The following is a 24,990-nucleotide window of genomic DNA, read 5'->3' as shown; positions in this document are numbered from 1 at the left end:
AAATAGTCAACCGACCTGCTTCAATATTACAATTGAACTATTAAAACATATTCAATGTTATTGCGTATGTCCTTTTCTTCTTTTTTAAAGTACTAAATGAAATCTTATTCTCTTTTTGTCAGCTGCCCTCGTGGATTAGAGTCTGCATTAAATCAAGAACTGATCAGTTTAAAATGTGAACAAAGCATCAATCATGATGGCGGAATCGCTTTGAGCGGTGATTTAGCCACCATCTATCGTTTAAACTTGCATAGTCGTGTAGCCAGCCGCGTGCTGATTAGACTTGAGCATGGTCGGTTTCGGCAGGAAAACGATATATATAAAATTGCGCGAAAAATAAACTGGACACAATGGTTTGGTGTCAATAAAAAATTCAAAATTCATATAGAAGGTAAACAGGCACAAATTAATAGCCTTAATTTTGCTGCTTTAAAGGTCAAAGATGCATTGTGCGATGAGTTTCGTGAACGCACAGGTATTCGACCCAGTGTTGAAAAATACCAGCCCGATGTGCGTATACATGTATTTATCGACAGAAATGAATTATCCATTTATATAGACAGCAGTGGCGAAGCTCTTTTCAAACGTGGTTACCGCAGCGATACCGGCGAAGCGCCGTTACGTGAAAATCTGGCAGCCGGTTTGTTATTATTAGCCGGCTATAATGGAACACAGCCATTTATGGATCCTTTTTGTGGCAGTGGCACTGTCGCGATTGAAGCGGCCTTAATCGCCAGCAACCGAGCACCGGGTTTAAATCGAGCATTTGGTTTTGAAAATTTAAACAATTTTGATGCTGACTTATGGCACAAAATTCATCAAGCTGCTGTGTTAGACCAAACCTCACCTGAAGCACCCATTTCTGCCAGCGATATTGACTCTAAATTGATTAAATTAGCACAGATCAATGCCAGTCAAGCCAATATAGAGCAATACATTCATTGGCAAACCAAGGATGTACTCGATATCCGTCCTAACGGCGCAAACGGCATTATGATTAGTAATCCTCCGTATGGGGTTAGATTATCCGAAATCCAGTTGTTACATGCCCTGTATCCTCAGCTAGGCAGCTGGTTAAAACAACATTTTGCTGGCTGGCTGATAGGCATGTTTAGTGCTGACCGGAGTATGCCTAAGCTGATGCGCCTGTCGCCAAAACGCAAAATCCCCCTCTTCAATGGCAATTTGGATTGTCGCCTATTCCTATTAGATATGGTCGCCGGTTCTAATCGACAGAAAGAGCACAAAGCATGAGCACTACTGATGAAAATCTACCACAGCGTCTATCCAAACGAATGGCACAACTGGGCTTATGCTCACGCCGTGAAGCCGATCATTATATTGAACAAGGTTGGGTAAAAGTTAATGGCGTCACGGCTGTATTAGGACAAAAGGTAAATGTTTCAGACCGTATTGACCTTGACCGGCAAGCCCATCGTCAGCAGGCAGAGCGTGTCACTATTTTAATCAACAAACCGGTAGGTTATGTTAGTGCCCAACCAGAAAAAGGCTATCGTGCTGCGGTTGAATTGATCACCGAAGCCAATCATTGGCAAGAAGACAAAAGCCGCATTCATTTTCAAGCTGCGCACACCCGCCATTTGGCACCAGCCGGTAGATTGGATATTGATTCTGTCGGCTTACTTGTGCTGACTCAGGATGGGCGTATCGCCAAACAACTTATTGGCGATAATAGTCATATTGAAAAAGAATATCTCGTGCGCGTTAGTGGCAAACTCAGCGACAACGGTCTAGCTTTGCTCAATCATGGCTTAAGCCTTGACGGCGAAAAACTCCGTCCAGCCAAAGTCACCTGGCAAAATCAGGATCAATTGCGTTTCATTCTTAAACAAGGAAAAAAACGCCAAATTCGTCGCATGTGTGAACTGGTAGGCTTGCGGGTTACTGGTCTGAAAAGAGTACGCATGGGGAAAATCAAGCTGGGTGCATTACCACCTGGACACTGGCGTTACCTGACTAGCCAAGAACATTTTTAACAGTGTCTTCTTCATTGAATTGCCATATGGCAAACAATTATTTTGACATGATATTGAGAGCAATTATATACTTAATTAATACATTTTAAAGTAAACTTACAATGAAAAATATTTTTTTTGGTTTGATTTGTGCATGTCTGTTGGCTGGTTGTGCCACTGAAAGTTCACAAGTTATCAATACGCAAAAAGTTGCTGATTACGAGTCTATTTATCATGGCGTTAAAGCCCCCATTGCAGTGGGCAAATTTGATACCCGCGGTAATCTTGGCGGGGGAATATTCAGTAATAGTACTAATCAGCTGACTAGCCAAGCTAAAACCATCCTGATGGCTGAGTTGCAGCAAACCCATCGCTTTAGTGTACTGGATCGTACTAATATGGATGAGATCCGTACCGAAGCCAGCATCAAAGGCATGCATCAAACCCTTAAAGGGGCTCGCTACATTGTCACTGGAGACATCACTGAGTTTGGACGGAAAAATGTCGGTGATCAACAATTATTCGGTATCCTCGGACAAGGCAAAACCCAAGTCGCTTATGCTAAAGTCACTCTGAATATTGTCGACGTTAAAACTTCAGAAATTATTTTCTCCAGTCAAGGTGCAGGAGAATTCAAATTGTCTACCCGAGAAATTCTGGGTACTGGCGGTTATGCCAGCTATGATGGAACATTAAATGGCAAAGTGCTGGACTTGGCCATACGCGAAGCTGTCAAAAAATTGGTTGAAGGAATTGAAAAAGGACAATGGAGTCCAAAACCATAAGTTGTTAAACTATTAAGATAAATATGAAAAAAGTAGTCGTTACACTCATAGCCACTCTATTTTTAGCCGCTTGTGCGCATAATCAGCAGAATACAACGATGTATTACTGGGGAGATTATCAAAGACTGCAATATCAAGCCTTAACTGAAAAGAATATGCCGGAAGAACAGATTGCTAGCATGGAGAAATATTTTATTGAAGCCAGTAATCATAATAGTAAGCCAGCACCTGGAGCCCATGCGCATTTAGGTATGTTATATGCCAAAATTGGTAATCGTGCCGGAGCAAAAGATCAGTTTGAATTGGAAAAGCAGGCCTTTCCTGAATCCACTGCCTACATGAATTTTATGATAAAAAATATGAATGGAGGTAAATGATGAAGCCGATATTTAAGCTCCTTTTACCAATAACCATGTCTATTTTATTGTCGGCCTGCGCCAACAATCATAATCAAGCGAAACCACGAGACTACAGTAAATTCAGACAAAGTAATCCACGATCTATTTTAGTTGTTCAACCTACTAACTCCTCAGTTGATGTTAAAGGACCGTATGCTGTTTTGGCTCAGACCACTCAGCCATTGGCTGAGTCTGGTTTTTACGTCTTTCCCGTGGTTTTAGTAAACGAAACATTTAAGGAAAATGGTTTAAATGATGGCGCAGAAATACAAGCTGCCGCATTGAATAAACTGCAAAAGGTTTATAATGCCGATGCCATTCTTTATTTAAATGTGGATAAATACGGTACCAAATTTCAAGTAATCAATAGCGTTACTACCGTCAGTGTTAGTGGTAAATTGATTGATGCTAGAGATGGCACCACTTTATGGACAGGTCAAAAAGACATCACCATTGATTCCAACAGTAACAACAATGGTGGCTTTTTTTCGCAAGTGTTTAATGCAGTTGTCAATCAAATTTCCGACAAACTAACTGATAAAGCTTATAAGGTAGCGGGCGTTGTAGATGACAATTTACTTGCGGCTAAAAACAGTGATGCCCTGTTGTATGGTCCCTATAGTCCTCAGTATCAAGCACTAGATCAAAATAAAAACGAGCAAGAATAAATTTGTCTTTCCGTTAACCAAGCTCTTTACCTTGCTAAAGAGCTTTATTTTTCACCTCATCATTAAATAAAACAATAATTTGAATACACTATTTTAACTAGAATTGTCACAATAACGAAAATGAGCACAAATAAGTTAGAATAGCCTCTGATTATCTAAAATACAAACCACTAAGCTTTACGGAACCACACCAAACATGACCCACTCAACCAATCATCGTCTTCGCGAAATTCCCTACAATTACACCTCTTATTCTGATCGAGAAATTATTATTAGATTACTAGGTCAGCAATCATGGGAATTAATTCAGCAGCTGCGAACACAGAGGCGTACTGGTCGCTCAGCGCGTATGTTATTTGAAATTCTCGGGGATATTTGGGCGGTTATTCGCAATCCTTATCTGATCGACGATCTACTTGAACATCAACACCGTCAGCAGGCTTTAGTCAAAGAAATGCGTCACCGCATCAACGAAATACAAAAACGGCGGGATCAAAACCAACAAGTTTTGCAACTGATTGAACAAACTGATCAGGCGATCACCGATTTTGACCACAGTTTTGGTCAAACTCGCATTAAGCGCGAACAAGTATTTAACCGTTTGCGTAAAATCACCCACAAAGACAACATCATGTTTGACGGTCTGGCTCGTGTTAGTCACGTTACTGATGCCACCGATTGGCGTATCGAATACCCTTTTGTGGTCGTCAACCCTGATCACGAAAAAGAAGTTGCTCCACTGGTACGTGCCTTAATTGAACTTGATCTCACCATCATCCCTCGTGGTGGCGGTACCGGTTATACTGGTGGTGCTATCCCGATGGATGCCATGAGTGCGGTCATTAATACGGAAAAGCTTGATCGGTACAGCCCCGTCTCTATGCAAGAATTAGCTGGACTGGAAGGACTTCATCCTGTTATTAGCTGTGGTGCTGGTGTGGTTACCCGCCGTATCGAAGAGGCAGCCACTGCTGCCGGCTGGGTATTTGCTGTAGATCCTACTTCGGCAGATGCCTGCTGCATTGGTGGTAATATCGCGATGAATGCAGGCGGTAAAAAAGCCGTATTATGGGGCACCACTCTGGATAATTTGGCTTGGTGGAAAATGGTCAATCCACAAGGTCAGTGGTTAAAAGTTGAGCGAGTGCGGCATAACTTCGGCAAAATACACGACGAAAACACCGCCATTTTTGATATTCATACTTTGGGTGACGATGGACAAACCATTTTGCAAACCAAACGTCTAGAAGTATCTGGTTCGCGTTTCCGTAAAGTTGGTCTGGGCAAAGATGTTACTGACAAATTTCTTGCTGGGGTACCCGGTGTACAGAAAGAAGGGACGGACGGTATCATTACCTCAGCCGCTTTTGTCTTACATCGGATGCCTAAGTTTACCCGTACTATATGTATGGAATTTTACGGTACTGTGGCCAATGCCACTCCTTCTATCGTCGAAGTTCGCAATTACATGCTTAACCATAAAACGGTCAAATTAGCGGGATTAGAGCATCTCGACTGGCGCTACGTACGCGCAGTAGGCTACGCCACCAAAGCGGCTGGCAAAGGTCGGCCGAAAATGGTTTTACTGGCCGATATCGTCTCCGACGATGAGAATGAAGTACAGGCTGCTGCTGCCCACATTGTTCGTTTGGCTAATGCCCGTTGTGGCGAAGGCTTTATCGCCGTCACTCCCGAAGCACGCAAAACTTTCTGGCTCGACCGTTCCCGTACTGCCGCCATTGCTCGTCATACTAATGCCTTTAAAATAAACGAAGATGTGGTTATCCCACTGGAACAGCTAGGTCGCTATTCTGACGGCATCGAACGCATCAACATTGAACTTTCAATTCAAAACAAACTCGCTCTGTGTACCGCAATCATTGACTACCTGCAAACCAAGCTACCGGTAGATAAACTAGGTACCGATTTGTCTAGCGACGAACTGCTTGGCTCACGCAAACAACATGCACTCGATTATGTCATCAATATTCAAACACGCTGGTTATGGCTACTGAACCACCTCGATACGCCACTGGAAGAATACCTACAACAATTCCCGCAAAAACTGGAGGACGACGAAGCCATTGATGGTCAGAGCTGCTTTATCGCCATGCGTGACTTTCATTTGCGTGTGTCGATTAAGCGCGACATCATGCAACCTCTGGCAGAAATCTTCAGCGGTAAAACTGATACCCTTATTCTGGAAAAACTCAGTGAAATTCACCGCCATATCATTAGAGGTCGTGTTTTTGTTGCTTTGCACATGCATGCTGGTGATGGCAACGTGCACACTAACATCCCAGTAAACTCCGACGATTACGACATGCTGCAAACGGCCCACCACGCTGTCGACCGCATCATGGCATTAGCGCGTAGCCTGGATGGGGTTATATCCGGCGAACATGGGATTGGCATTACCAAAATTGATTACCTCACTGCGGCCGAAATGCAGCCTTACTGGGATTACAAAAACCAAGTCGATCCACATGGTCATTTCAACCGTGGCAAACTGATGCCCGGAGCTAACCTCGATAAAGCCTATACCCCGTCGTTTGAACTACTCGGTGTAGAGTCTTTGATCATGGAACAATCCGATCTCGGACAAATTGCCCACTCCATTAAAGATTGCCTGCGATGTGGCAAATGCAAACCGGTGTGTAGTACCCATGTACCGCGCGCCAACCTGCTCTACTCCCCACGAAATAAAATTCTTGGCGTCGGTCTGCTTACCGAAGCTTTTTTGTACGAAGAACAGACACGCCGTGGCGTTTCTTTAAAACATTTTGACGAACTTAACAGCGTAGCAGACCATTGCACTGTGTGCCATCGCTGTATTAAACCGTGCCCAGTAAAAATTGATTTCGGTGATGTAACCGTTGCTATGCGCAATTACCTGCGTAAAGCTGGCAAAAAGAAATTTAATCCCACCGTATACATGGGCATGACTTTTCTCAATGCTACTGACCCGAGAACCATCAAAGCTCTACGGCTAGGTGTCATTAAAGCGGGATTTAAACTGCAAAATTGGGGCTATGGAATCGGTAAATATTTCAGCCTTGGCTGGCTAAAACGTCAGAAAAGCGCACCACGAGCCACCACCAATAAACCGGAAATTCGTGAACAGGTTGTCCATTTCATTAATCGACCATTGCCTCGTCACGTTCCAATTAAAACCACACGTGCTCTATTAAATATTGAAGACAAGACCACCATTCCGATTATTCGTAATCCACAACTCAGTGAAGAAACAGAAGCTGTCTTCTATTTCCCAGGCTGTGGTTCAGAGCGCCTGTTTAGTCAGATAGGATTAGCTACCCAAGCCATGCTGTGGCACGTCGGCGTACAAACCGTTTTGCCACCGGGTTATTTATGCTGCGGCTACCCCCAAACTGCCGGTGGTAATCAAGATGTAGGGGATAAAATTACGATGGACAACCGTGTCCTGTTCCACCGTGTGGCTAACACCCTCAACTATTTAGATATCAAAACTGTCGTAGTCAGTTGTGGCACCTGCTACGACCAGCTTAGCGATTACCATTTTGATAAAATTTTCCCTGGTTGTCGTGTACTGGATATTCATGAATTCCTGGTAGAAAAAGGGCTAAAGCTGGAAGGTATTCAAGGGCAACAATACCTCTATCATGATCCTTGCCATACCCCGATTAAAACCACCCAGCCAATCAAAGTGGTTAACCAACTCATGGGTCAAAACGTACCGTTATCCGACCGTTGCTGTGGTGAATCTGGTATGTTTGCCGTCAAACGTCCTGATATTGCCACACAGGTGCGCTTCCGCAAACTGGAAGAAATTGAGAAAGGCAAAGCCAAACTACCAGCTGATGAACCGGTTAAAATCCTTACCAGCTGCCCTTCTTGCCTGCAAGGTTTAAACCGCTATCGTGATGAAGCCAATATCTCCGCTGATTATGTGGTCATTGAAATGGCCAAATATTTATTGGGAGAAAATTGGCAAAATGAATTTGTGCAAAAGGCCAGTAATGGAGGGATTGAAAAAGTACTTCTATAAAGACGGGCAGAAAATATTATCTCAGCCTAAAATACAAATTGATTATTTTGTATCACCAAAAGCTAACGGGTCTAAGAACAATCAAATTTGTTCATTGCTAGGATAATTAATCTGCCCACTAAAAGTACCAGTTAGTTAAATGATTAAAGCAATTTACTTTTTCTCAAGCGTAACGCATTGAGCAAAACGGAAATTGAGCTCATGGCCATGGCCGCTCCGGCAATCACAGGGCTAAGCCAACCTATGGCGGCTAACGGGATACCAAGTATATTGTAGAAAAAAGCAAAAAATAGATTTTGCTTGACTACGCGAACAGTTGCGCGAGCTAAAGCTAAGGCATCGGCGACTTGTGAAACAGAGTGGCGCATCAGCGTGGCTGAGGCAGTATTGGTGGCTACATCAGCACCACCATACATGGCAAAGCTAACATCGGCTGCAGCCAGTGCTGGCGCGTCGTTAATACCGTCACCGACCATGGCCACCACTTTACCCTGTTGCATCAGTTGGCGAACAGCGTCAGCTTTAGCGCGTGGATTCATTTCTGCTTGATAATGATTAATCCCCAGTTGTTTAGCCATGTATTCAACCACACTGTGCTGATCGCCGCTCATAATATGAATGTCGATGTGCTGTTGTTGCAAACGCTTAATGGCATTTGGGGTATCTTCTTTTAATGCATCAGCAACGGCAAAAGCACCTACCACTTTTTCGTTTATGGCTACAACAACAATACTGGCTATCTGCCATACTTTGTCTTGTTGCAATGCTTCTGGAATATGGAAGCTGCAATACGCGGGATTGCCCACTTTAACCATACCATAATCAGCGACCAGTGCCTGTGTACCTTGTCCAATATCACTCTGGCTATTGGTAGCTGTTAATGATGGTAATTGCTGCTGTTGTGCTGCCTGAGCAATAGCCTGTGCCAGTGGATGAGTAGTGAGCTGTTCTACAGCGGCGGCCAGTTGCAATATTTGTTGACTGTTAACGGTACTGTCAGCAGCGCACCAGTGAGCGACAATTTGAGGTTTTCCAGTGGTTAAGGTGCCTGTTTTGTCCAACACCACAGTATTGACCTGACTGGTGTGTTCGAGTGAAGCCGCATCTTTAAACCAAACACCATTGCGGGCAGAACGTCCCATACCGACCATCATGGCTGCAGGTGTGGCCAGACCCAATGCACATGGGCAGGCAATAACCAGTACAGCCACTGCGCGAGTTACCGCTTCATTAAAGCTATTGCCTAGCCACCAGTTTAATATAAAGGTGATTACGGCAACGGCTACCACTGTTGGGACAAATATCATCGATACTTTATCTGCTAGCCTGGCAATAGGCGCCTTACTGCCTTGCGCCTGTGCCAATGCCTGCATCATGTCACCTAATAGTGTTTCGCTGCCTAGCGTTTGAGCTTCATAGGTGATACTGCCATTGCTCAATAGGGCACCTGCCAGCACTTTGTCACCACTTTGTTTTAATAATGGTTTGGATTCGCCTGTGAGATAGCTTTCATCACACCACGCTTCGCCAGTGTGTACTACACCATCGGCAGCAATGCGATTACCAGCATTGGTTTGCAGGATATCGCCTGTTTCAATCGTAGTCAAAGGGACTTCCTGCCATACTTGCTCGGTATATTTACGTACCATTTTCGGTGTCAGTTGCAGCAGCATGCTGATGCTGTTAAGACTCTGTTTTTTGGTGCGCTGTTCAAGATATTTGCCTAATGAAACAAAGGCAATAACCATCACACTGGCTTCAAAATAAATATATTGATGTGCATGATTTTGGTGATTAAACAGCATGGTGGTGGAATAGAGCCAAATGGCCACGGTACCCAAGGACACCAGCACATCCATATTGGCTACACCACCTTGCAAAGATTTGACCGCACTCAAATAAAACGGCCAGGCAAAACCGAGTTGTATAACTGAAGCAAGAAGAAACTGCCACATTGGTGGCAACATCCACTGTTGATTGAATAACATGCCCAGCATACCAATTAGAAAAGGTGACGCGATCATCCAGATGAAAATAAGTCGCCATGGAAGACCTGAATTGTTATTCGTTGCTGCCTCAGCTATAACTGCACTCTTGTTTTGTGGTATGAGAGTTGCAGTAAAACCGGTTTTAGCCACCATTTGTGCAATCTGATCCGGGCTAAGTATATTGCTATCATAACGAGTTTGTAATTCATCACTGGCAAAATTAACATCAGCGGCCATGATGCCATGTTGACGTCGCAAGACTTTTTCAATGCGGTTAGCACATGCCTGACAGTCCATTCCTGTTATGGCAAATCGGGCATAACTATCATGATTTGATTGATTTTGCATTACTGTTTCCATCTTTTTACCCGTAATAAATGGCAACTAATTCAATAAACTTTAATTGAGCACATCAAAGCCTGCATCTTCGACCACGGTTTTTAATTCTTGCGCATTGGTTTGGGCGGAGTTAAAAACGATCTGAGCTATTCCCGATACATGATCTACTTTTACCTGCTCTACACCTGCACAGTTTTGTAAGGCGGAGGTAATACTTTTAGCACAGCCACCACAAGTCATACCGGCAATTTTTAATTCAATCTTTGCCATACTTTTCTCCTAATAATTGAGCTTAATATGAAACAAAAACAGCTTAAACCTTAACCCTGTGGTAAAGTCAAGATTTAATCATTTACCTGGGTATATTATTGTGAATATCAGTACTGCAGAAAAACTCAGTGGCTTATCCAGTAAAACCATACGTGATTATGAGCAAGCCGGTTTAATTCATCCGCTACGTCAATCAAATGGTTATCGTACTTATAGTCAGGAAGATATTGAAACTTTATGTTTTATTCGGCATGCGCGAGCTGTTGATTTTTCCTTAGCCCAAATCGCGCAGTTACTGGCTTTGCGCCATGACCCTCATCGTGCCAGTGTTGATGTTAAGGAATTAGTCGGTAAGCATATTGCTCGCCTCACGGAAAAAATAAATGATTTAAATAGCATGAAAAGCACATTAGAACAATGGTATAACAAGTGTAATGGTAACGAATCGCCTGAATGTGCCATTATTAATGGTCTGAATCAGTATGAAGGAAAAGATGTGCATAATTAAATAATCACGTTAAATGTATTTAAATCAAATTTACACCCCATTTCATTGTTTAATTTTTAGTGATGATTGTTAACTAATAAATATTATCTTTCATATTGAAATCCGCTAGAATAAGCGGCTTCAAGCTAACTTTTTTACCGCGAATTATCTGTTTATGCGTCTAACCCATATCAAACTGTCTGGCTTTAAATCCTTTGTCGATCCAACGGTGATTGCTGTTCCTGGCAAACTTGTAGCCATAATCGGGCCTAACGGCTGTGGTAAAAGTAATGTTATTGATGCCATTCGCTGGGTTCTGGGTGAAGCTTCGGCCAAACAACTACGCGGTGAAAGTATGCAGGACGTCATATTTAATGGTGCCAATACTCGACGCCCTGCCCCACGTGCCAGTGTCGAATTGGTTTTCGATAACAGTGATGGACAGTTATCAGGTACATGGGGACAATATGCAGAAGTCGCCATTAAACGACAGCTAACACGTCAAGGTGAATCCACCTATTACATCAATAATCAGGTAGTACGACGCCGTGACATTACCGACTTATTTTTAGGGACAGGTGTCGGCGCGCGAGGTTATGCAGTCATCGAACAAGGGATGATTTCACGAATCATTGAAGCCCGACCAGAAGAATTACGAGCTTATATTGAAGAGGCAGCAGGGGTTTCCAAATATAAAGAGCGCCGGCGTGAAACAGAAAACCGCCTAAATGATACGCGCGAGCATTTACAACGACTAGCGGATTTACAGACTGAATTGGATAGGCAAGTTGAAAAACTCCAACGCCAGGCTAATACAGCACAACATTATCAAGAGTTGAAAGCCCAATTAGGCAGTAAGCAAAACCTCTTCGACTACAGTCAATGGCAGCTGGCGTTAAAGCAAGCTGATACCGCTACAGAGCACTATCAGCAACATATGCAGGAGCAGGAAAACCTTACCGCTCAGTTACAATCTTTAGAAGAAAACTTGCAACAATTGCGTGAGCAGGAACAAAATCAACAACAACAGGTTCGTCATACTGAAATGCAACGTGCGAATCTACGCGAGCAATGGGCACGACTTGAAGAACAGATTCGCCATCGTCGAGACTGGCAACAACGCATTAACAAAGAGCAGGCTCAAGCGCAACAACAGCTGCAACAACTACAGCAAGAAGATATCCAACACATTGAACAATTGGAGACCGTTACTGTTGAGCTGGAAGAACAACAATTAAAACTAGAAGAATGGGCTTTTCAAGTAGCAGAATATGAAACCCAATTGCCTGAGCTGGAAGAAAAGGCTCAATTTTGTGAACGTACCCGCTACAATCAGCAAAATGAATTAACCAGAATAGAACGTGAATTGGCTGTAAGACAACAACAGCAGCAACATGCCAGCAGCAATGTTATTCAGTTACAGCAACGACAACAACGACTTGAGCACGAATTATCTCAATTAGCTTTACCCGATGAAAAGGAGGTGTGCCAAGCTCAGCAAACAGCTACTGAACTGGAAATCATCGTAAGTGGACTAGAAGAAAATGTACTCGAGCATGAGCAACAACGTCATATAGCGCGTCAGCATCTGGCCACGGCGCAACAACAATATCGTGAGTTAGACAAACAGCAATTGACTTTAGCTGCACAGGTGCAAGCCATCAGAGCCATGTTGCCTTCCTCAGAGCAACACCCTGATCTAACTGACAACGATGAGTCAATACCTGTCTTATGGCAATATATGCAGGTCACACCAAAATGGCAGCATGCAACCAGCGTCATACTTGGACTCAAATTGCAAGCTCAGCAAACTACTGCCCTCCCACCTGATATAACCTCACACAACCAGCCGAAGGTATGGATTAATCAAAACCCTTCAGCAAAACAGCCATCAGCTCAGGAAGCTGCTCACTCATTATTACAGCATATTGAAATTAAACCGCCTTTTACCGCTGCAATCATCCATTGGCTGGAGCAAATTTTCTGTGCCGAAACACTGGATATCGCCTTACAACGGCAAGCCAGTTTACACGATCAACAAATTATCGTTACACCCGAAGGGCACTGTGTCGACGCCGTTAGTGTGACGTTATATGCACAAGATCAGGCAGACAACTTATTACAGCGACAGCAACAACTGCTTGAGCTTGAAAAAGCGTTGATCGAGGTACATATACCGTTAGAACAGGCTCAAAAGGCTGTACAACTCGCTCAGATTAATCTGGATAATATCGAAAATCAACTTCAACAATGTCAGCAACAATTAAAACAACATCAACAAACCTGGCAAAATGCAGTAACTCAAACAAATGATTTGATAGCGCGCAGCAATCAAGGTCAATTACGCGGTGAACATATTCGTCAAGAGAATATAGCCATTGCCTCAGAAGTAGAGCAACAGCAACATGTGAATCAACAGGCACAAGCAGACATCGAAAATCTGACATTGGCTATTGAACAGCTACAACCTCAACTACAGAATCACACTGCACAGCAGCAATTGGCTCAGCAAACCCTCAAACAAACACAACTTGCTCATTTAGAAGCCAGACGACAGCAAGGCATTGTTGAAATGACTATTGTGCGGCTCCAGCAACGTGTTCAAAATGCCCATCAAGAAAGAGAGCGTATTGAAAGAGAAAAAGAGCGCTGGCAGGAACGTCAAACAGAATTGGCATTAGGGATTGCTGAGCAACAACTGGAAGAAGGCCAGGCCGAACAAATTGAGACACTCAATACCCAGATCACAGCAGCAACCGAGCTGTGTGATCAAGAGCAACAGCAATTACTACTATTACAACAGCAGATCCAACAAATCCAACAGCAGCAAAATCATCTCAATAGCAGTCTACCCGAGATACAAGCGGCAACACAGAAACAATTATTACAACAGCAGGAAGCATTAATTAATGCCAAGCGTTATCATGAAGTTTTACAACAACAGCATGTTAATACAGAGGCTTTGGCGCAACAATTTGACCATCTAGCACAAACAGTTCCACAATTGAGTCAACAAATAGCTGCACTAACACAAAAAATCAATGCATTAGGCGCAGTAAATTTGGCAGCCTTGCAAGAGCTGGAAGAAGCAAATGAACGAGCTCAATATTATCAGGCTCAAACTGCAGATGTGCAGGCAGCTATTGCTCTTTTAGAAGAAGCGATTAGTACCATAGATAATGAAACCAAAGCTCGCTTTAAAACCACGTTTGATGCCGTCAATGAAAAAGTACAAAATTACTTCCCCACACTTTTTGGAGGTGGTGAAGCACGGCTGGATATGGTGGGAGATGACCTGCTTACAGCGGGCGTTTCCATCATGGCTCGTCCACCAGGTAAGAAAAACAGTACCATACATCTACTTTCCGGTGGCGAAAAAGCCCTAACTGCCATGAGTCTGGTTTTTGCTCTATTTAGTTTGAATCCTGCACCATTCTGTCTATTAGATGAAGTAGATGCACCATTAGATGATGCCAATACCAGCCGGTTTTGCAATCTGGTCCAGCAAATGTCAGCGCAAACACAATTCGTCTATATTTCCCATAATCGCTTGACTATGGAGATGGCCGAACAGCTTGTTGGCGTCACCATGCAAGAAAAAGGGGTATCACGCATTGTCGAAGTCAATATTCGTCAGGCACTCGAAATGGCAGAAGCATAAAAACTACAACTAAACATTATGCAATTAAAGAATCAATTAACTCTTTCAAAATTAGGCTAAAGAATTTATTGTATAATGCATTTTAAAAAACTATTCTGATGGTTAACTTTACATGTTATTGAATTGTCTCTATCAAATTTTATGGCAGATTGCTCCGCCTTTTTTACGACGATATCTGCGTCGACGTGCAAAATTGGCTCCAGATTATGCCAACCATTGGACAGAACGTTTTGGTCATCCTTATCCTCATCCACTCAAACAAGCTATATGGATTCATGTCGTTTCCGTAGGTGAAACCCGAGCTGCCATACCCTTGATCCATCAGTTGCAACAGCTTTTCCCACATGCCCCACTATTAATGACTCAAACCACCCCCACGGGGCGTGCTACGGTCAAACATCTATTTCCACAAGCACAATGTCGCTATTTACCTTACGATAAAAAGTCTTGGGTCAAACAGTTTTTACAAGACCATCAGCCTAGATTTGGCGTCATCATGGAAACTGAAATTTGGCCTAATTTGTATACTGCCTGTGCTCAAAAAAATATTCCTTTATTTTTGGCTAATGCTCGATTGTCTGAAAAATCATTGCGTGGCTATCGCAAAATACGAACATTAGTCGCTCCTGCCCTATCCAGCTTAAGCGGTTGCTTTGCACAGACCGATGCCGATGCTCAACGTTTAAAAACCATTGGTGCTGCTCATATTGAGGTATGTGGCAATATCAAATACGATATTACCGTACCACCACCAATGCATGAACTGGCTCAATCTTTTAAATATCGTATTGGTAACAGACCAGTAGTAGTTTGTGCCAGTACACGCTTCTATCATAACCAAGACGAAGCACATCTTCTTTTAGATGCCTGGGCCAAACAAGAAACTGGTGACATTCTTCTGGTGATTATTCCACGCCATCCTGAACGATTTGATACCACTTTTGAATATGCTAAAAAATTAAATTTTTCATGTCAAAAACGCAGCGATAATCAAACTATCTCTGCCAAAACACAAATATGGATCGGCGACAGCATCGGTGAAATATTTGCTTACTACCAATGTGCCGATATCGCTTTTGTGGGTGGAAGTCTGGTAGATAGCGGATGTCATAATATTATCGAACCAATGGTATGTCATTTACCGACTTTATTTGGTCCCTCAACCTACAATTTTGCCGATGTTGCAGCCAAAGCAATTACTGCGGATGCTGCTCAACAAGTTCAGTCTGCAGATGATTGGGCCACAACCGTATTGGACTTACTCAAAAATCCGCAACAAAGAGAAGAGATGTCTAACTGTGCTAGCCGTTTTATTCAACAACATCGTGGTGCCAGTAAAAAAATCGCCTTGAATATTGCGCAAAAAATTAATCAAAAAACAGATTAAAATATTAGATAATGTGAAATAAGAAAGAAATTTTATTGGATCATTATTGATTATTTCCCATAAAAAATATTCAAATTCAATATGTATCTATATTATATTATTTTTTATGACCTTAAAAGCTATTGATAATAGATATAAATCCTGAAAACATCGACATCTAATTTACATAATAATCAATATTATTGTCTGAAACACATCAATATTTTATAAACTGGCATTATTATTGCTTAAGTTTATTTTAATAACAGTTAATTATTGATGATTATGCACCAGCAGAAAATTTTTCATACTAAAGCTGCTTTACAAAAAGGTTTTAGCTTAATTGAGTTGATGATCGTAATTTCCATAATCGGCATTTTAGCCGCGATAGCCATTCCGATCTATCAAGATCATGTAATTAAAACCCAGCTAACATCCGCTTATTATGAAATTAAGTCTTCTACCACCGCGATTGATACCATCATTGCTGTTGGTAACATTCCCACCATGAATAAAGATCAAACAGGAAGAAGTAGTAATGGCAAATTATATGAGTATACCGGTATAGACGGAAGCAACCCAGATTCTCAGTTGTTAGCAACAATAGCTATAGAATCAGCAGCAGATTTAGACGATGTAAAGGGTTTAGCTGGGACATTAGGAAGAAATGTTTCTGCGGCGATTGAAGGAACAGTGATCAGTTTGAAACGATCAGAAAATGGTACCTGGGGATGTCAAATTACCCCAGCAGGAAGTAAAGCAAAAAAAATTTCCGCTCTTCAGATAGGTAATTGTGCCGTAATTTCTTGAATTTCAGGATAGGATACCTAAACTAAGCCAAAACCTAGGTTTTGGCTTAAAATTTTTTATTAACCTTTTTGACATAAGGGTGAGAAATAAACGGAAAGTTAAACATCGCATTCAGCAATATTTAAGATATAGTTTCACATGATCGATAGATAAAACAATACTTAATGATGCTTAAAGAATTTAAACAAGATGAAGCGATAGCTAATTGAGCAAAGTTTAACAAATATCTAAACATTAGTTTCAATAAAAAAAGCCAATTACTGAATTGGCTTTTTCTGTCTACTTGATAATAAAAAAGGTTAGTTGTTTACATTTTTATTATTTCAGCTTGAAATGTAACCAGGACACAGTGTAGTCATGATAAGTAGCTTGTTGGGCAGCTAAATCAAACATAGGCGGCATATGATCGCCGATGACGACCACTTCAAGCCCTTTCAATGCAGGATCATCCAGCCATTGCGCCAGTTGATCAAAGAATTGGGCATGAAGTATATTGTTGCGACAAGCTCTGCTATCGGGGCTTAGCCCATATTGTTCACAGTGTATTCTTTTCAGCTCAATATCTTGTTGAGCATAAGGAAAATGAGTGGTTAAGGTCATCCAATACACAAAAGATTGTTGATTTGCCAGTAACATTTTTTTGATATCAGGAAATATAGCACTATCACAAATTCCTTCGAATGCAGAACATATTGGTTTACTTTTCATGTTTTCCGAAAACAGCAAATGCTGAAAACCCACCGCCGGATACCAATCATCTCGATCATAGAATGTGCCGGTTGAACCATGCACGGCGTAGGTTGTATAACCCCGATCGCGTAACAATTTAGGCAAACATTTGCTTAAATCTTTCTTCTTAATATTTTGCGTATCGATAACTGGCAGGTCTAACTGACACAGTTCTTTTAACTCTGCTTGAACCGTAACCCCAGAAAATTTTTTTATTCCTCGCTCAAAATATTCAAAATTATCCCGCTTATCTAATATTTTCTGCACTATCGCGTCTTGTAGTTTCGGATTTAAAGCTGAACCCCAGGATTCATCAACAATCAGCAGGATTCGATTGCTGTCCGTTTGCGGAAGCAATTGTAAACTCAATGACTTATGCCCAGAATTAAGCATTCTTGCATCTGCATTAAGGTTGTCTTCTTGTTTAAAGTTGTTGTACTTACCTTCTAAATAACCTATGAATCTACTGGAAGCAAATTTTGGCGAATAACTATAAGCGACAATTAAACTTCCTAATACTATATATAATGTTAATATTATTTTAAATTTAATATCCTGTTTTTTTCTTTGCAAGTTCATAGCAAAGACAATTATCAGCAACCATATTAACGCTAACCCCAGCATTAGGCGATACTCTAATGGGGCTGTTCCTATTAGGGGTAGCAATTGAATTGAATCACTGATTCCCTTAACTGGAAATAATTGAACAACAATTAGCAAGCTGTCTATAAAAAAATCAACTAATAATAAAAGGGTTGCTAATAATCGAATCCAGATACATGGTATACAAAAAAATAAAGCGATCACAAAATAATCTAGATTTATCCAAGATCTGATGGTATGAGTATAATTACTTACGATCCAAAATAAAAAATTAGGTATGAGCGCACATACCATAAAGTATATTAAGGATCGATGATTTGATTTAAATGATCTTAACTTCACTTTATTTCTTTCATAAACTAACTAAGTTTACATAATTATAGAGAAATGTATGTAGGTATTCATTTAGTTAAAAGATTTCAGTGCTGATCTTTTTCGAACAAATACATAAGATAAATAACTAAAAAGGCGGGCCAAACCCGCCTTTTCTTCACAAATTATGAAAATTTATTAATTTGTAGTACCACCACCAGTACTACCACCGTTACCACCGTTACCACCAGTAGAGGCGCTAGAAGTACCTATCGCACATCCAGTTGGAGCAAATTTAGGTTTTACATCAGTTTTACAAGTCCAAGAACCAGAAGAATCACGAGACCAAGTTACAGTATTTGAATGTAGCATAGTGGCTGCACTGTGACCAAAGGTTGCAGTAACTGTTGCTTTATTGCTGGAGCCATCAATAGTCACTTGAGGAACACCCAAACCGTCTGGAAGTGCTGGAGCACCATCTTGGATGTCACCGTCTAGGATATTAGAACCAGTTGCACCTAACTGACACTCTTTATGACCTTGACCTAAAGTAGTTTTACCTTCCAACATACAAGTTTCAACTACAGTTTTCAAAGAACCAGCTTCAGACATAGCACGGGTAACCTGAGAACGGGCAATGTAGTTTTGATATTGAGGAATTGCAATAGCAGCCAAAATACCAATAATCGCAATAACGATCATCAATTCAATTAAAGTAAAACCTTTTTGTAAAGATTTCATTATTTACTCCTGGGAGGTTAAGTTAAAAACATACTGCAAATAAATTAAATTTTTTCAGCTTTCGTTAACTAAAATTTTTAATAATTTTATTCTACTCACTTCACTTGCACTACAAGCATAAACTGTGCCAACTTTATGAATTTTTTTAAATCATTTAAAATCAATTATTTAATTTTGGTTAATCAACAAAGTAAACATCACGCTAATACAACTGCTAAATAAATTCTCATTTTCTTTTTTAATCCCTTAATTCCATTAGAACAAGATTAATTTAATTTTCTTACCTCTTTATTTTTGCGCAATAGGACTGCGAAGCTATTCTTATTATATTTTTTTTCATTTTAAATAATATGTTTGCATATATGCCCATACTGCGTGCAGCATTTCTACCTGATTATCGTTGTGCCCTCTTTCTGCTTCAATATTGATGTAGTCTATCTTCTTATGTGCAGCCCAAACTGATAAAGATCCGTCATCTTGTACTCGATCATTATCTTGTAGTATCACGTTAAACCCTCGTTTAGATAAAAATTCATAGGCTTGCCGAGATGTAACTAAGAAAAAATTATGTGGATTTTGCTGTGGATTGATCGCTGTTTGCAAGGTATCGTTGGCTCCGGCTGAACCATTGGCGTAATGCAAAATAGATAATCCGTGAGCATGATTGTTATGCACGGCAACGATCAGTTGTGCATATTGCAGATATTGGCTGATTAATTGTTCAACTGCCTGAGTCAGTTCCGGCATGGCCAAGCGACAATCACCATCATCACATTTTATTGCTTCCTGCCTCCCCTGCTGGGTAAATATTCTATTAGGATCAAAATGATAGCTTATATCGGCGTTTTGAACATAAATATCTCTACTGCCACCATGCTGTAAATCTAATAAGCAGCCTTGCTGTAGATGTGACAAAGTTTGTAAGGCTACTTCTCTGGCGGTTTCTTCATCATCATGTACATGTATCCAAACTATATTTGCCCAAGGTGATCTGGAACAAATATTTTTCAGCGGTAATATTTGTTGGTCTTTTGGTTCTGTAAACAATTGTTCTTTTAATGGTTCTGCTGCAATTTGAAGTGTGAAAAATGTAAATATTATGATGATTAAATGATGATAAAAAGGTAATAATTGTTTTTGCATAACGGATTATCATTTTTGTTAAGATTGCAATAAGTGCGCTATTTTGTAGGAAAAACCTAAAAAATACCAGCAGTTAAAGCTAAATATATTTTTTTAAATTTTTAGTAGAAAAAAATTCTTTTATTTATTCATCATTTTAGCAATCGAAAGAAAATTTCTCGTGTTAACAACTTTAGCTAATGTAATTATCAACTGCCAATTTTTGACACATTTAACTGAATTATGTAATCCCATGCAAAATAGATTTTTCAATAATTAAGTTGTTGTGGTTTTTTGTTAGAAAAGGATGTTACTAATTTGCAATTAGTAATGATTCTCATTATTATTCTATTTTTAATTGAATTCTTATTTTATGAATTATTATACTTTTCCTTTATTTAAACTGGCTTTAATCCCTCTGCTAGTGAACTGTAGCTTTGCCTATGCTACAGAATCAGATGCAGCCAAACTGAACGATATTTATGTGACGGCTGAAAAACAAGTTAAACAATCATTGGGTGTTTCAAAAATAGATGCTGAGGATATTGCACGCAAAATCCCTGTTAATGATATTTCTGAGTTGATACGTACCATGCCAGGAGTCAATCTAACTGGCAACACTGCCTCCGGTCAGTATGGTAATAAGCGTCAAATTGATATTCGTGGCATGGGACCTGAAAATACGCTGATTATGATTGATGGTCGTCCGGTGACATCTCGTAGTAGTGCGCGTATGAGCTGGCGCGGTGAAAGGAATACGATTGGTGATAGTAATTGGGTACCAGCAGCAGAAATACAATCAATTGAAGTGATTCGCGGACCGGCTGCGGCGCGTTACGGATCAGGCGCAGCTGGGGGGGTGGTGAATATTGTGACCAAAAAAGTCAGTAATGAATTTCATGGGTCTATTGATGCTTATATCAACCGCCCCGCCGATAATCAAGAAGGGGAAACCAATCGGATTGGATTTGATTTAAGTGGGCCTATTTTTAAGGATAAACTCGGATTTCGTCTTTATGGTAATTTTAACCATACTGCAGCCGATTCGCCTTTTATCAATCAACGAGATTTAACCAAAAACAGTAAATCTATGGTTGCTGGTCAGGAAGGCTTGATCAATAAAGATGTGGGAGGCCGTTTGGCTTGGCGCCTATCTCCAGCACAAACGCTGACTTTTGATGGCAGTTTCAGTCGTCAGGGTAATCGCTATAATGGTGATGGACCAAACAATATGCAAACCGATTACACTAAAAGTTTATGGGGCAAGGAAACTCGGCGAATCTATCGGCAAAGTTTGGCTTTGACTCATGAAGGGGTGTGGAATTGGGGAGATACTAAATTGGTGGCCCAGTATGACAAAACGACCAATAGCCACTGTTCTGAAGCCTTAGCTGGTGGCCCAGAAGGTTTATGTCAGGATCTAGGTACAGAAAATATTCATTATACAGATAGTGTGCTGACCACCAAGCGCCTAACAGGTGAAGTGCATTTACCTTTTGAGTTAGGTGTAGCGCATGTATTGACGATTGGTGCTGAATATCAGCATGACAAGTTAGACGATCCCGACGGTTTACGTCGCACCATACTACCTGGTGCCATTTATCCTGCAACGGTTAATTACACGCCTAGTTTAAGCAGTTGGGCAGCTTATATTGAAGATAATGTATCTCTATCGAATGCGTTTAGTCTGGTGCCAATGCTGCGATATGATCACAATACTAAAACCGGTGGAAATTTCAGCCCTGCTTTAAATATGGCTTGGCAAATTCATCCAAACTGGCGGATTAAAGGAGGCATTGCTCGGGCTTATAAGGTGCCGAATTTATATCAGAGCACTGATAGTTATATGCTATATAGCAGAGGGAATGGATGTGCTACTTCTTCTGGAGGGGGACGTGGCTGTTATCTGATAGGTAATAGTCATTTGAAAGCGGAAACAAGTATTAATAAAGAATTGGGCTTTGAATTTAGTCGGAATGGATATTTGGCCTCACTAGCTTATTTTCGTAATGATTATAAAAATAAGATTGAAGCGGGAAGGCAGATTATTTTTACTGGAATCATTGCGCAAGGAGGTAGACCTGGGGGATATGATTATTTTGAATGGACTAATACGCGCAAGGCAGTGGTTGAGGGTTTAGAAGGTAATTTGACCCTGCCATTAACGGATAAGTTGAAATGGGTAAGTAATTTCACTTATATGTTTAATTCGAAAAATAAGGATACTGGTAATCCTTTATCGGTTATCCCTAAATATACTATTAATTCTTCTTTATCATGGACGCCCACGGAAAGATGGGATACTTTATTAACCTATACTTTCTACGGTCGCCAAAAACCCAGAATGGTACCGGTAAATCCAGTGGAAGCTGGAAGAGGTAATGGTGGACAAGGGAGCATAGGTCTCAGTGGAGAAGAAATCGGTAGCTATGGTATCTGGGGAATTTCTGCCGGCTATGCTGTTAATAAACACTTTAATATCAGAGCAGGAATGACAAATATTTTTAATAAACGCATATTTGCCTCTACTTTGCGCGGAACGGCTTACACTTATAATGAGCGCGGTCGAGCATTGTGGGCTAATATGAAGGTTTCTTTTTAAACCGATGATGATACAGACTATAAGGGTGAGCACTATATTTTTTTCTAAGTTATACAACTTTAATTTATAGCGTGACTTGGCCGAAAAAAACTGTTATAGTCGATTAAATAGGAATGATTATTATTTATATTTATCCATAACCCGTTTTTTATCATTCATCTAGCTATGGGATTGAATGATCAGCATTAATGGTTATTAATAAATTAAATCTTTATAACTTGACATCGCTGTATGCTTGCAGCAATGTTTCTATACTTCACCGTCATGTTATTTATATATGATTGACATATCAATAGCATGACGGAAAGATTAAATATGCGTCAGGTAATTATTTTTTTATTAATGTTTGTAACGGCCTTAATCTTGCACAATACCGCCAAAGCTCAGCCAAATATGAATCAAGAGGTAAACCTTGCTGTATTAACACAGCAAAACGCTGGTTATCATTTTATCACTATACCGATGTCATCTGCAGATGGACAGCGGTCATATCGCATTTACGTTGCCATTCCCGACCAAAAAGCACCACCCGATGGCTATCCGGTTTTTTATGCGCTAGATGGTAATGCAGTATTGGATTTTCTTACCCCAGATAATCTTCATCTGCTGGCAGAAAAATCTTCGCCACCCGTATTGATTTTATTGGGTAATCACACTGATAAACGGTATGATTTTCAAGCTCGCGCCTTTGATTACACCATTGCTCCAGTTGATGACAATCAAGACCCATTGGATCCAAGCCGTTTGAATGGTGGTGCAGATCTTTTTCTGGATTTTATTCAGTATCAAGTTATGCCTGCAGTAAAGCAAAGCGTTCCGATCAATCTGCAGCAACAAACATTATGGGGACATTCTTATGGCGGTTTATTTGTGGTACACACTTTATTGACGCGACCAGATCTTTTTCAACATTATATTGCTGCTGATCCATCTATCTGGCTGCATAGTGACATCATTCAGACAGAAACCAATGCCTTATTAACACAAAAAGTGGCTTTAGCCGGCAAAAGTCTGTGGATGATGAACGGTAAAATGAACACGAGTAAGTTACCTAAAAACCCGCAGATCGCTGCACGAATCAATACGCGAAATAAATTGACGGCTAAACAGGCAAATTTGGTGAAAAATTTAATCGATCAGTTACAACATCATACTGATTTAGTGGTCAGATATGAGCAGTTCCCACAGGAAAACCACGGATCTCTATTTGGGAAAAGTTTACAACTGGTTTTATTTCAACCCATACTAAAACATAAACAATGACAAATATTCCCCCTCCCTGCGCTTATCTGGTACGAGTAATTGAAATTATTGATTTGAGTCCAAATTTGCGGCGTTTGGTTTTATATAGTCCCGAACTGGCTCAATATCCTCACCAGTATAATGGTGCTCATTTAAAAATTTTTCTGGCTCCTAGTGGTCAAAATAAACCGCAATTGCCGCAATTTTTAAATCATGGTTTTAGTTGGGAAGATCCAGATAATAAACCTATTGTCCGAACTTATACTTTGCGTGATTATGATGCTCAGCAGTGCACGGTGACTATAGACTTTGTCAAACATGGTGATAATGGTCCGGCCTCTGCCTTTGCAGAGCAGGCTCAGCTTAATGATTTGCTGGGGATCAGCTCACCTGGTGGACCATTTCCAATGGTGAAATCAGCTCTTCGCTATCTGTTTGTGGCTGATATTACCGCACTACCCGCCTTAGAGGCTCTTTTAGCCGATATGGATCAGTCAGCTAAAGGCGATGTCATCGTGCTTTTACCACAAGTAGAAGATCTACCAGCGACACTTCAACTACCTGCAGGTATGAACTTACATGAATTTTACGGTAATTTAAAGCAGATTCCTGCTGTTTTAAATTGTGTTTCTAACCTAGCACCGATGATTGAAGATGATTTTGCCTGGATTGCGGGTGAAGCATCCTTGGTCATGCCCATCCGCGCACATTTGCGTGATAAATGGCATTTACCACCCAAGCGACATTATGCCGTTCCTTACTGGCATGATGGCAGAACGGAAGAAAATTATCATACAGCTCGGCATAAATTCATAGATGAATAATGCTCGGTTAGCAAAAGTTCACTCTGCTTGGTTCAAGCAG

The 24,990-nt window shown here is 40.9% G+C and carries 18 protein-coding genes; 13 read left to right on the top strand and 5 right to left on the bottom strand.

Features of this window, described 5'->3' with window-relative positions:
- Positions 1 to 96: 96 nt before the first annotated feature.
- The 6 genes from J3U68_RS03340 to J3U68_RS03315 all read left to right on the top strand — a co-directional run bounded on the left by J3U68_RS03340 (position 97) and on the right by J3U68_RS03315 (position 7,854).
- Positions 97 to 1,254, top strand: coding sequence for a THUMP domain-containing class I SAM-dependent RNA methyltransferase (locus J3U68_RS03340; RefSeq protein WP_267374602.1), 1,158 nt, complete (start codon positions 97 to 99; stop codon positions 1,252 to 1,254).
- A complete protein-coding gene (locus J3U68_RS03335) occupies positions 1,251 to 1,997 on the top strand; it encodes a pseudouridine synthase (protein ID WP_267374600.1) in 747 nt (248 codons plus the stop codon). Before J3U68_RS03340 ends, J3U68_RS03335 begins: the two co-directional genes overlap by 4 nt.
- 101 nt (positions 1,998 to 2,098) lie before the next feature.
- Positions 2,099 to 2,761, top strand: coding sequence for a CsgG/HfaB family protein (locus J3U68_RS03330; protein ID WP_267374598.1), 663 nt, complete (start codon positions 2,099 to 2,101; stop codon positions 2,759 to 2,761).
- Between the two features lie 23 nt (positions 2,762 to 2,784).
- Positions 2,785 to 3,138, top strand: a complete 354-nt coding sequence (locus tag J3U68_RS03325) for a DUF4810 domain-containing protein (RefSeq protein ID WP_267374595.1) — start codon at positions 2,785 to 2,787, stop codon at positions 3,136 to 3,138.
- On the top strand, positions 3,138 to 3,827 hold the full coding sequence (locus tag J3U68_RS03320; RefSeq protein WP_267374592.1) for a DUF799 domain-containing protein: 690 nt from the start codon (positions 3,138 to 3,140) through the stop codon (positions 3,825 to 3,827). The genes J3U68_RS03325 and J3U68_RS03320 overlap by 1 nt, the downstream gene beginning before the upstream one ends.
- Before the next feature lie 196 nt (positions 3,828 to 4,023).
- Positions 4,024 to 7,854: a DUF3683 domain-containing protein gene (locus tag J3U68_RS03315; protein WP_267374590.1), complete on the top strand. Its 3,831-nt coding sequence runs from the start codon at positions 4,024 to 4,026 to the stop codon at positions 7,852 to 7,854.
- 143 nt (positions 7,855 to 7,997) lie between these two features.
- Here J3U68_RS03315 and J3U68_RS03310 read toward each other — a convergent pair whose 3' ends face one another.
- Together J3U68_RS03310 and J3U68_RS03305 are read right to left on the bottom strand one after the other, a co-directional pair.
- A complete protein-coding gene (locus J3U68_RS03310) occupies positions 7,998 to 10,190 on the bottom strand; it encodes a heavy metal translocating P-type ATPase (RefSeq protein WP_267374589.1) in 2,193 nt (730 codons plus the stop codon).
- A 51-nt stretch (positions 10,191 to 10,241) separates the two neighbouring features.
- The gene (locus J3U68_RS03305; protein WP_267374587.1) at positions 10,242 to 10,451 is read right to left on the bottom strand and encodes a heavy-metal-associated domain-containing protein; all 210 of its coding nucleotides are present in this window, start codon (positions 10,449 to 10,451) and stop codon (positions 10,242 to 10,244) included.
- Positions 10,452 to 10,551: 100 nt separating this feature from the next.
- Between J3U68_RS03305 and J3U68_RS03300 the strand changes: the two genes are divergently transcribed.
- From J3U68_RS03300 to J3U68_RS03280, 4 genes are all read left to right on the top strand, one after another.
- Positions 10,552 to 10,959, top strand: coding sequence for a MerR family transcriptional regulator (locus tag J3U68_RS03300; RefSeq protein ID WP_416384623.1), 408 nt, complete (start codon positions 10,552 to 10,554; stop codon positions 10,957 to 10,959).
- Positions 10,960 to 11,113: 154 nt separating this feature from the next.
- Positions 11,114 to 14,599: a chromosome segregation protein SMC gene (smc, locus tag J3U68_RS03295; RefSeq protein WP_267374583.1), complete on the top strand. Its 3,486-nt coding sequence runs from the start codon at positions 11,114 to 11,116 to the stop codon at positions 14,597 to 14,599.
- Between the two features lie 112 nt (positions 14,600 to 14,711).
- Positions 14,712 to 15,986 (top strand): lipid IV(A) 3-deoxy-D-manno-octulosonic acid transferase, encoded by a 1,275-nt coding sequence (gene waaA / locus J3U68_RS03290; RefSeq protein ID WP_267374580.1) that lies wholly within the window; start codon positions 14,712 to 14,714, stop codon positions 15,984 to 15,986.
- Between the two features lie 264 nt (positions 15,987 to 16,250).
- Positions 16,251 to 16,775 (top strand): prepilin-type N-terminal cleavage/methylation domain-containing protein, encoded by a 525-nt coding sequence (locus J3U68_RS03280; RefSeq protein WP_323811423.1) that lies wholly within the window; start codon positions 16,251 to 16,253, stop codon positions 16,773 to 16,775.
- Positions 16,776 to 17,093: 318 nt separating this feature from the next.
- Here J3U68_RS03280 and J3U68_RS03275 read toward each other — a convergent pair whose 3' ends face one another.
- The 3 genes from J3U68_RS03275 to J3U68_RS03260 form a co-directional block, all read right to left on the bottom strand.
- Positions 17,094 to 17,873 carry a sulfatase-like hydrolase/transferase gene (locus tag J3U68_RS03275; protein WP_267374578.1) on the bottom strand — a complete coding sequence of 260 codons (780 nt, stop codon included), beginning with the start codon at positions 17,871 to 17,873 and terminating at the stop codon, positions 17,094 to 17,096.
- Positions 17,874 to 18,617: 744 nt separating this feature from the next.
- Entirely contained in the window at positions 18,618 to 19,160 is a 543-nt protein-coding gene (locus J3U68_RS03270) for a pilin (RefSeq protein ID WP_323811422.1), read from the bottom strand.
- Between the two features lie 336 nt (positions 19,161 to 19,496).
- Positions 19,497 to 20,303 carry a hypothetical protein gene (locus tag J3U68_RS03260; protein WP_267374576.1) on the bottom strand — a complete coding sequence of 269 codons (807 nt, stop codon included), beginning with the start codon at positions 20,301 to 20,303 and terminating at the stop codon, positions 19,497 to 19,499.
- Positions 20,304 to 20,655: 352 nt separating this feature from the next.
- On the opposite strand from J3U68_RS03260, the gene J3U68_RS03255 reads away from it, so the two are divergent.
- The 3 genes from J3U68_RS03255 (at position 20,656) to J3U68_RS03245 (ending at position 24,950) form a co-directional block, all read left to right on the top strand.
- Positions 20,656 to 22,884, top strand: a complete 2,229-nt coding sequence (locus J3U68_RS03255; protein WP_267374573.1) for a FepA family TonB-dependent siderophore receptor — start codon at positions 20,656 to 20,658, stop codon at positions 22,882 to 22,884.
- A 315-nt stretch (positions 22,885 to 23,199) separates the two neighbouring features.
- Positions 23,200 to 24,147 carry an alpha/beta hydrolase gene (locus J3U68_RS03250; RefSeq protein WP_267374571.1) on the top strand — a complete coding sequence of 316 codons (948 nt, stop codon included), beginning with the start codon at positions 23,200 to 23,202 and terminating at the stop codon, positions 24,145 to 24,147.
- Positions 24,144 to 24,950, top strand: coding sequence for a siderophore-interacting protein (locus tag J3U68_RS03245; RefSeq protein ID WP_267374569.1), 807 nt, complete (start codon positions 24,144 to 24,146; stop codon positions 24,948 to 24,950). Before J3U68_RS03250 ends, J3U68_RS03245 begins: the two co-directional genes overlap by 4 nt.
- Positions 24,951 to 24,990 lie beyond the last annotated feature (40 nt).

The sequence above is a fragment of the Snodgrassella sp. B3882 genome (genome assembly GCF_026535915.1).
GTDB lineage: Bacteria > Pseudomonadota > Gammaproteobacteria > Burkholderiales > Neisseriaceae > Snodgrassella.
Note: the sequence above shows the minus strand (reverse complement) of the source record. Positions and strands in the feature narration are given on the sequence as shown.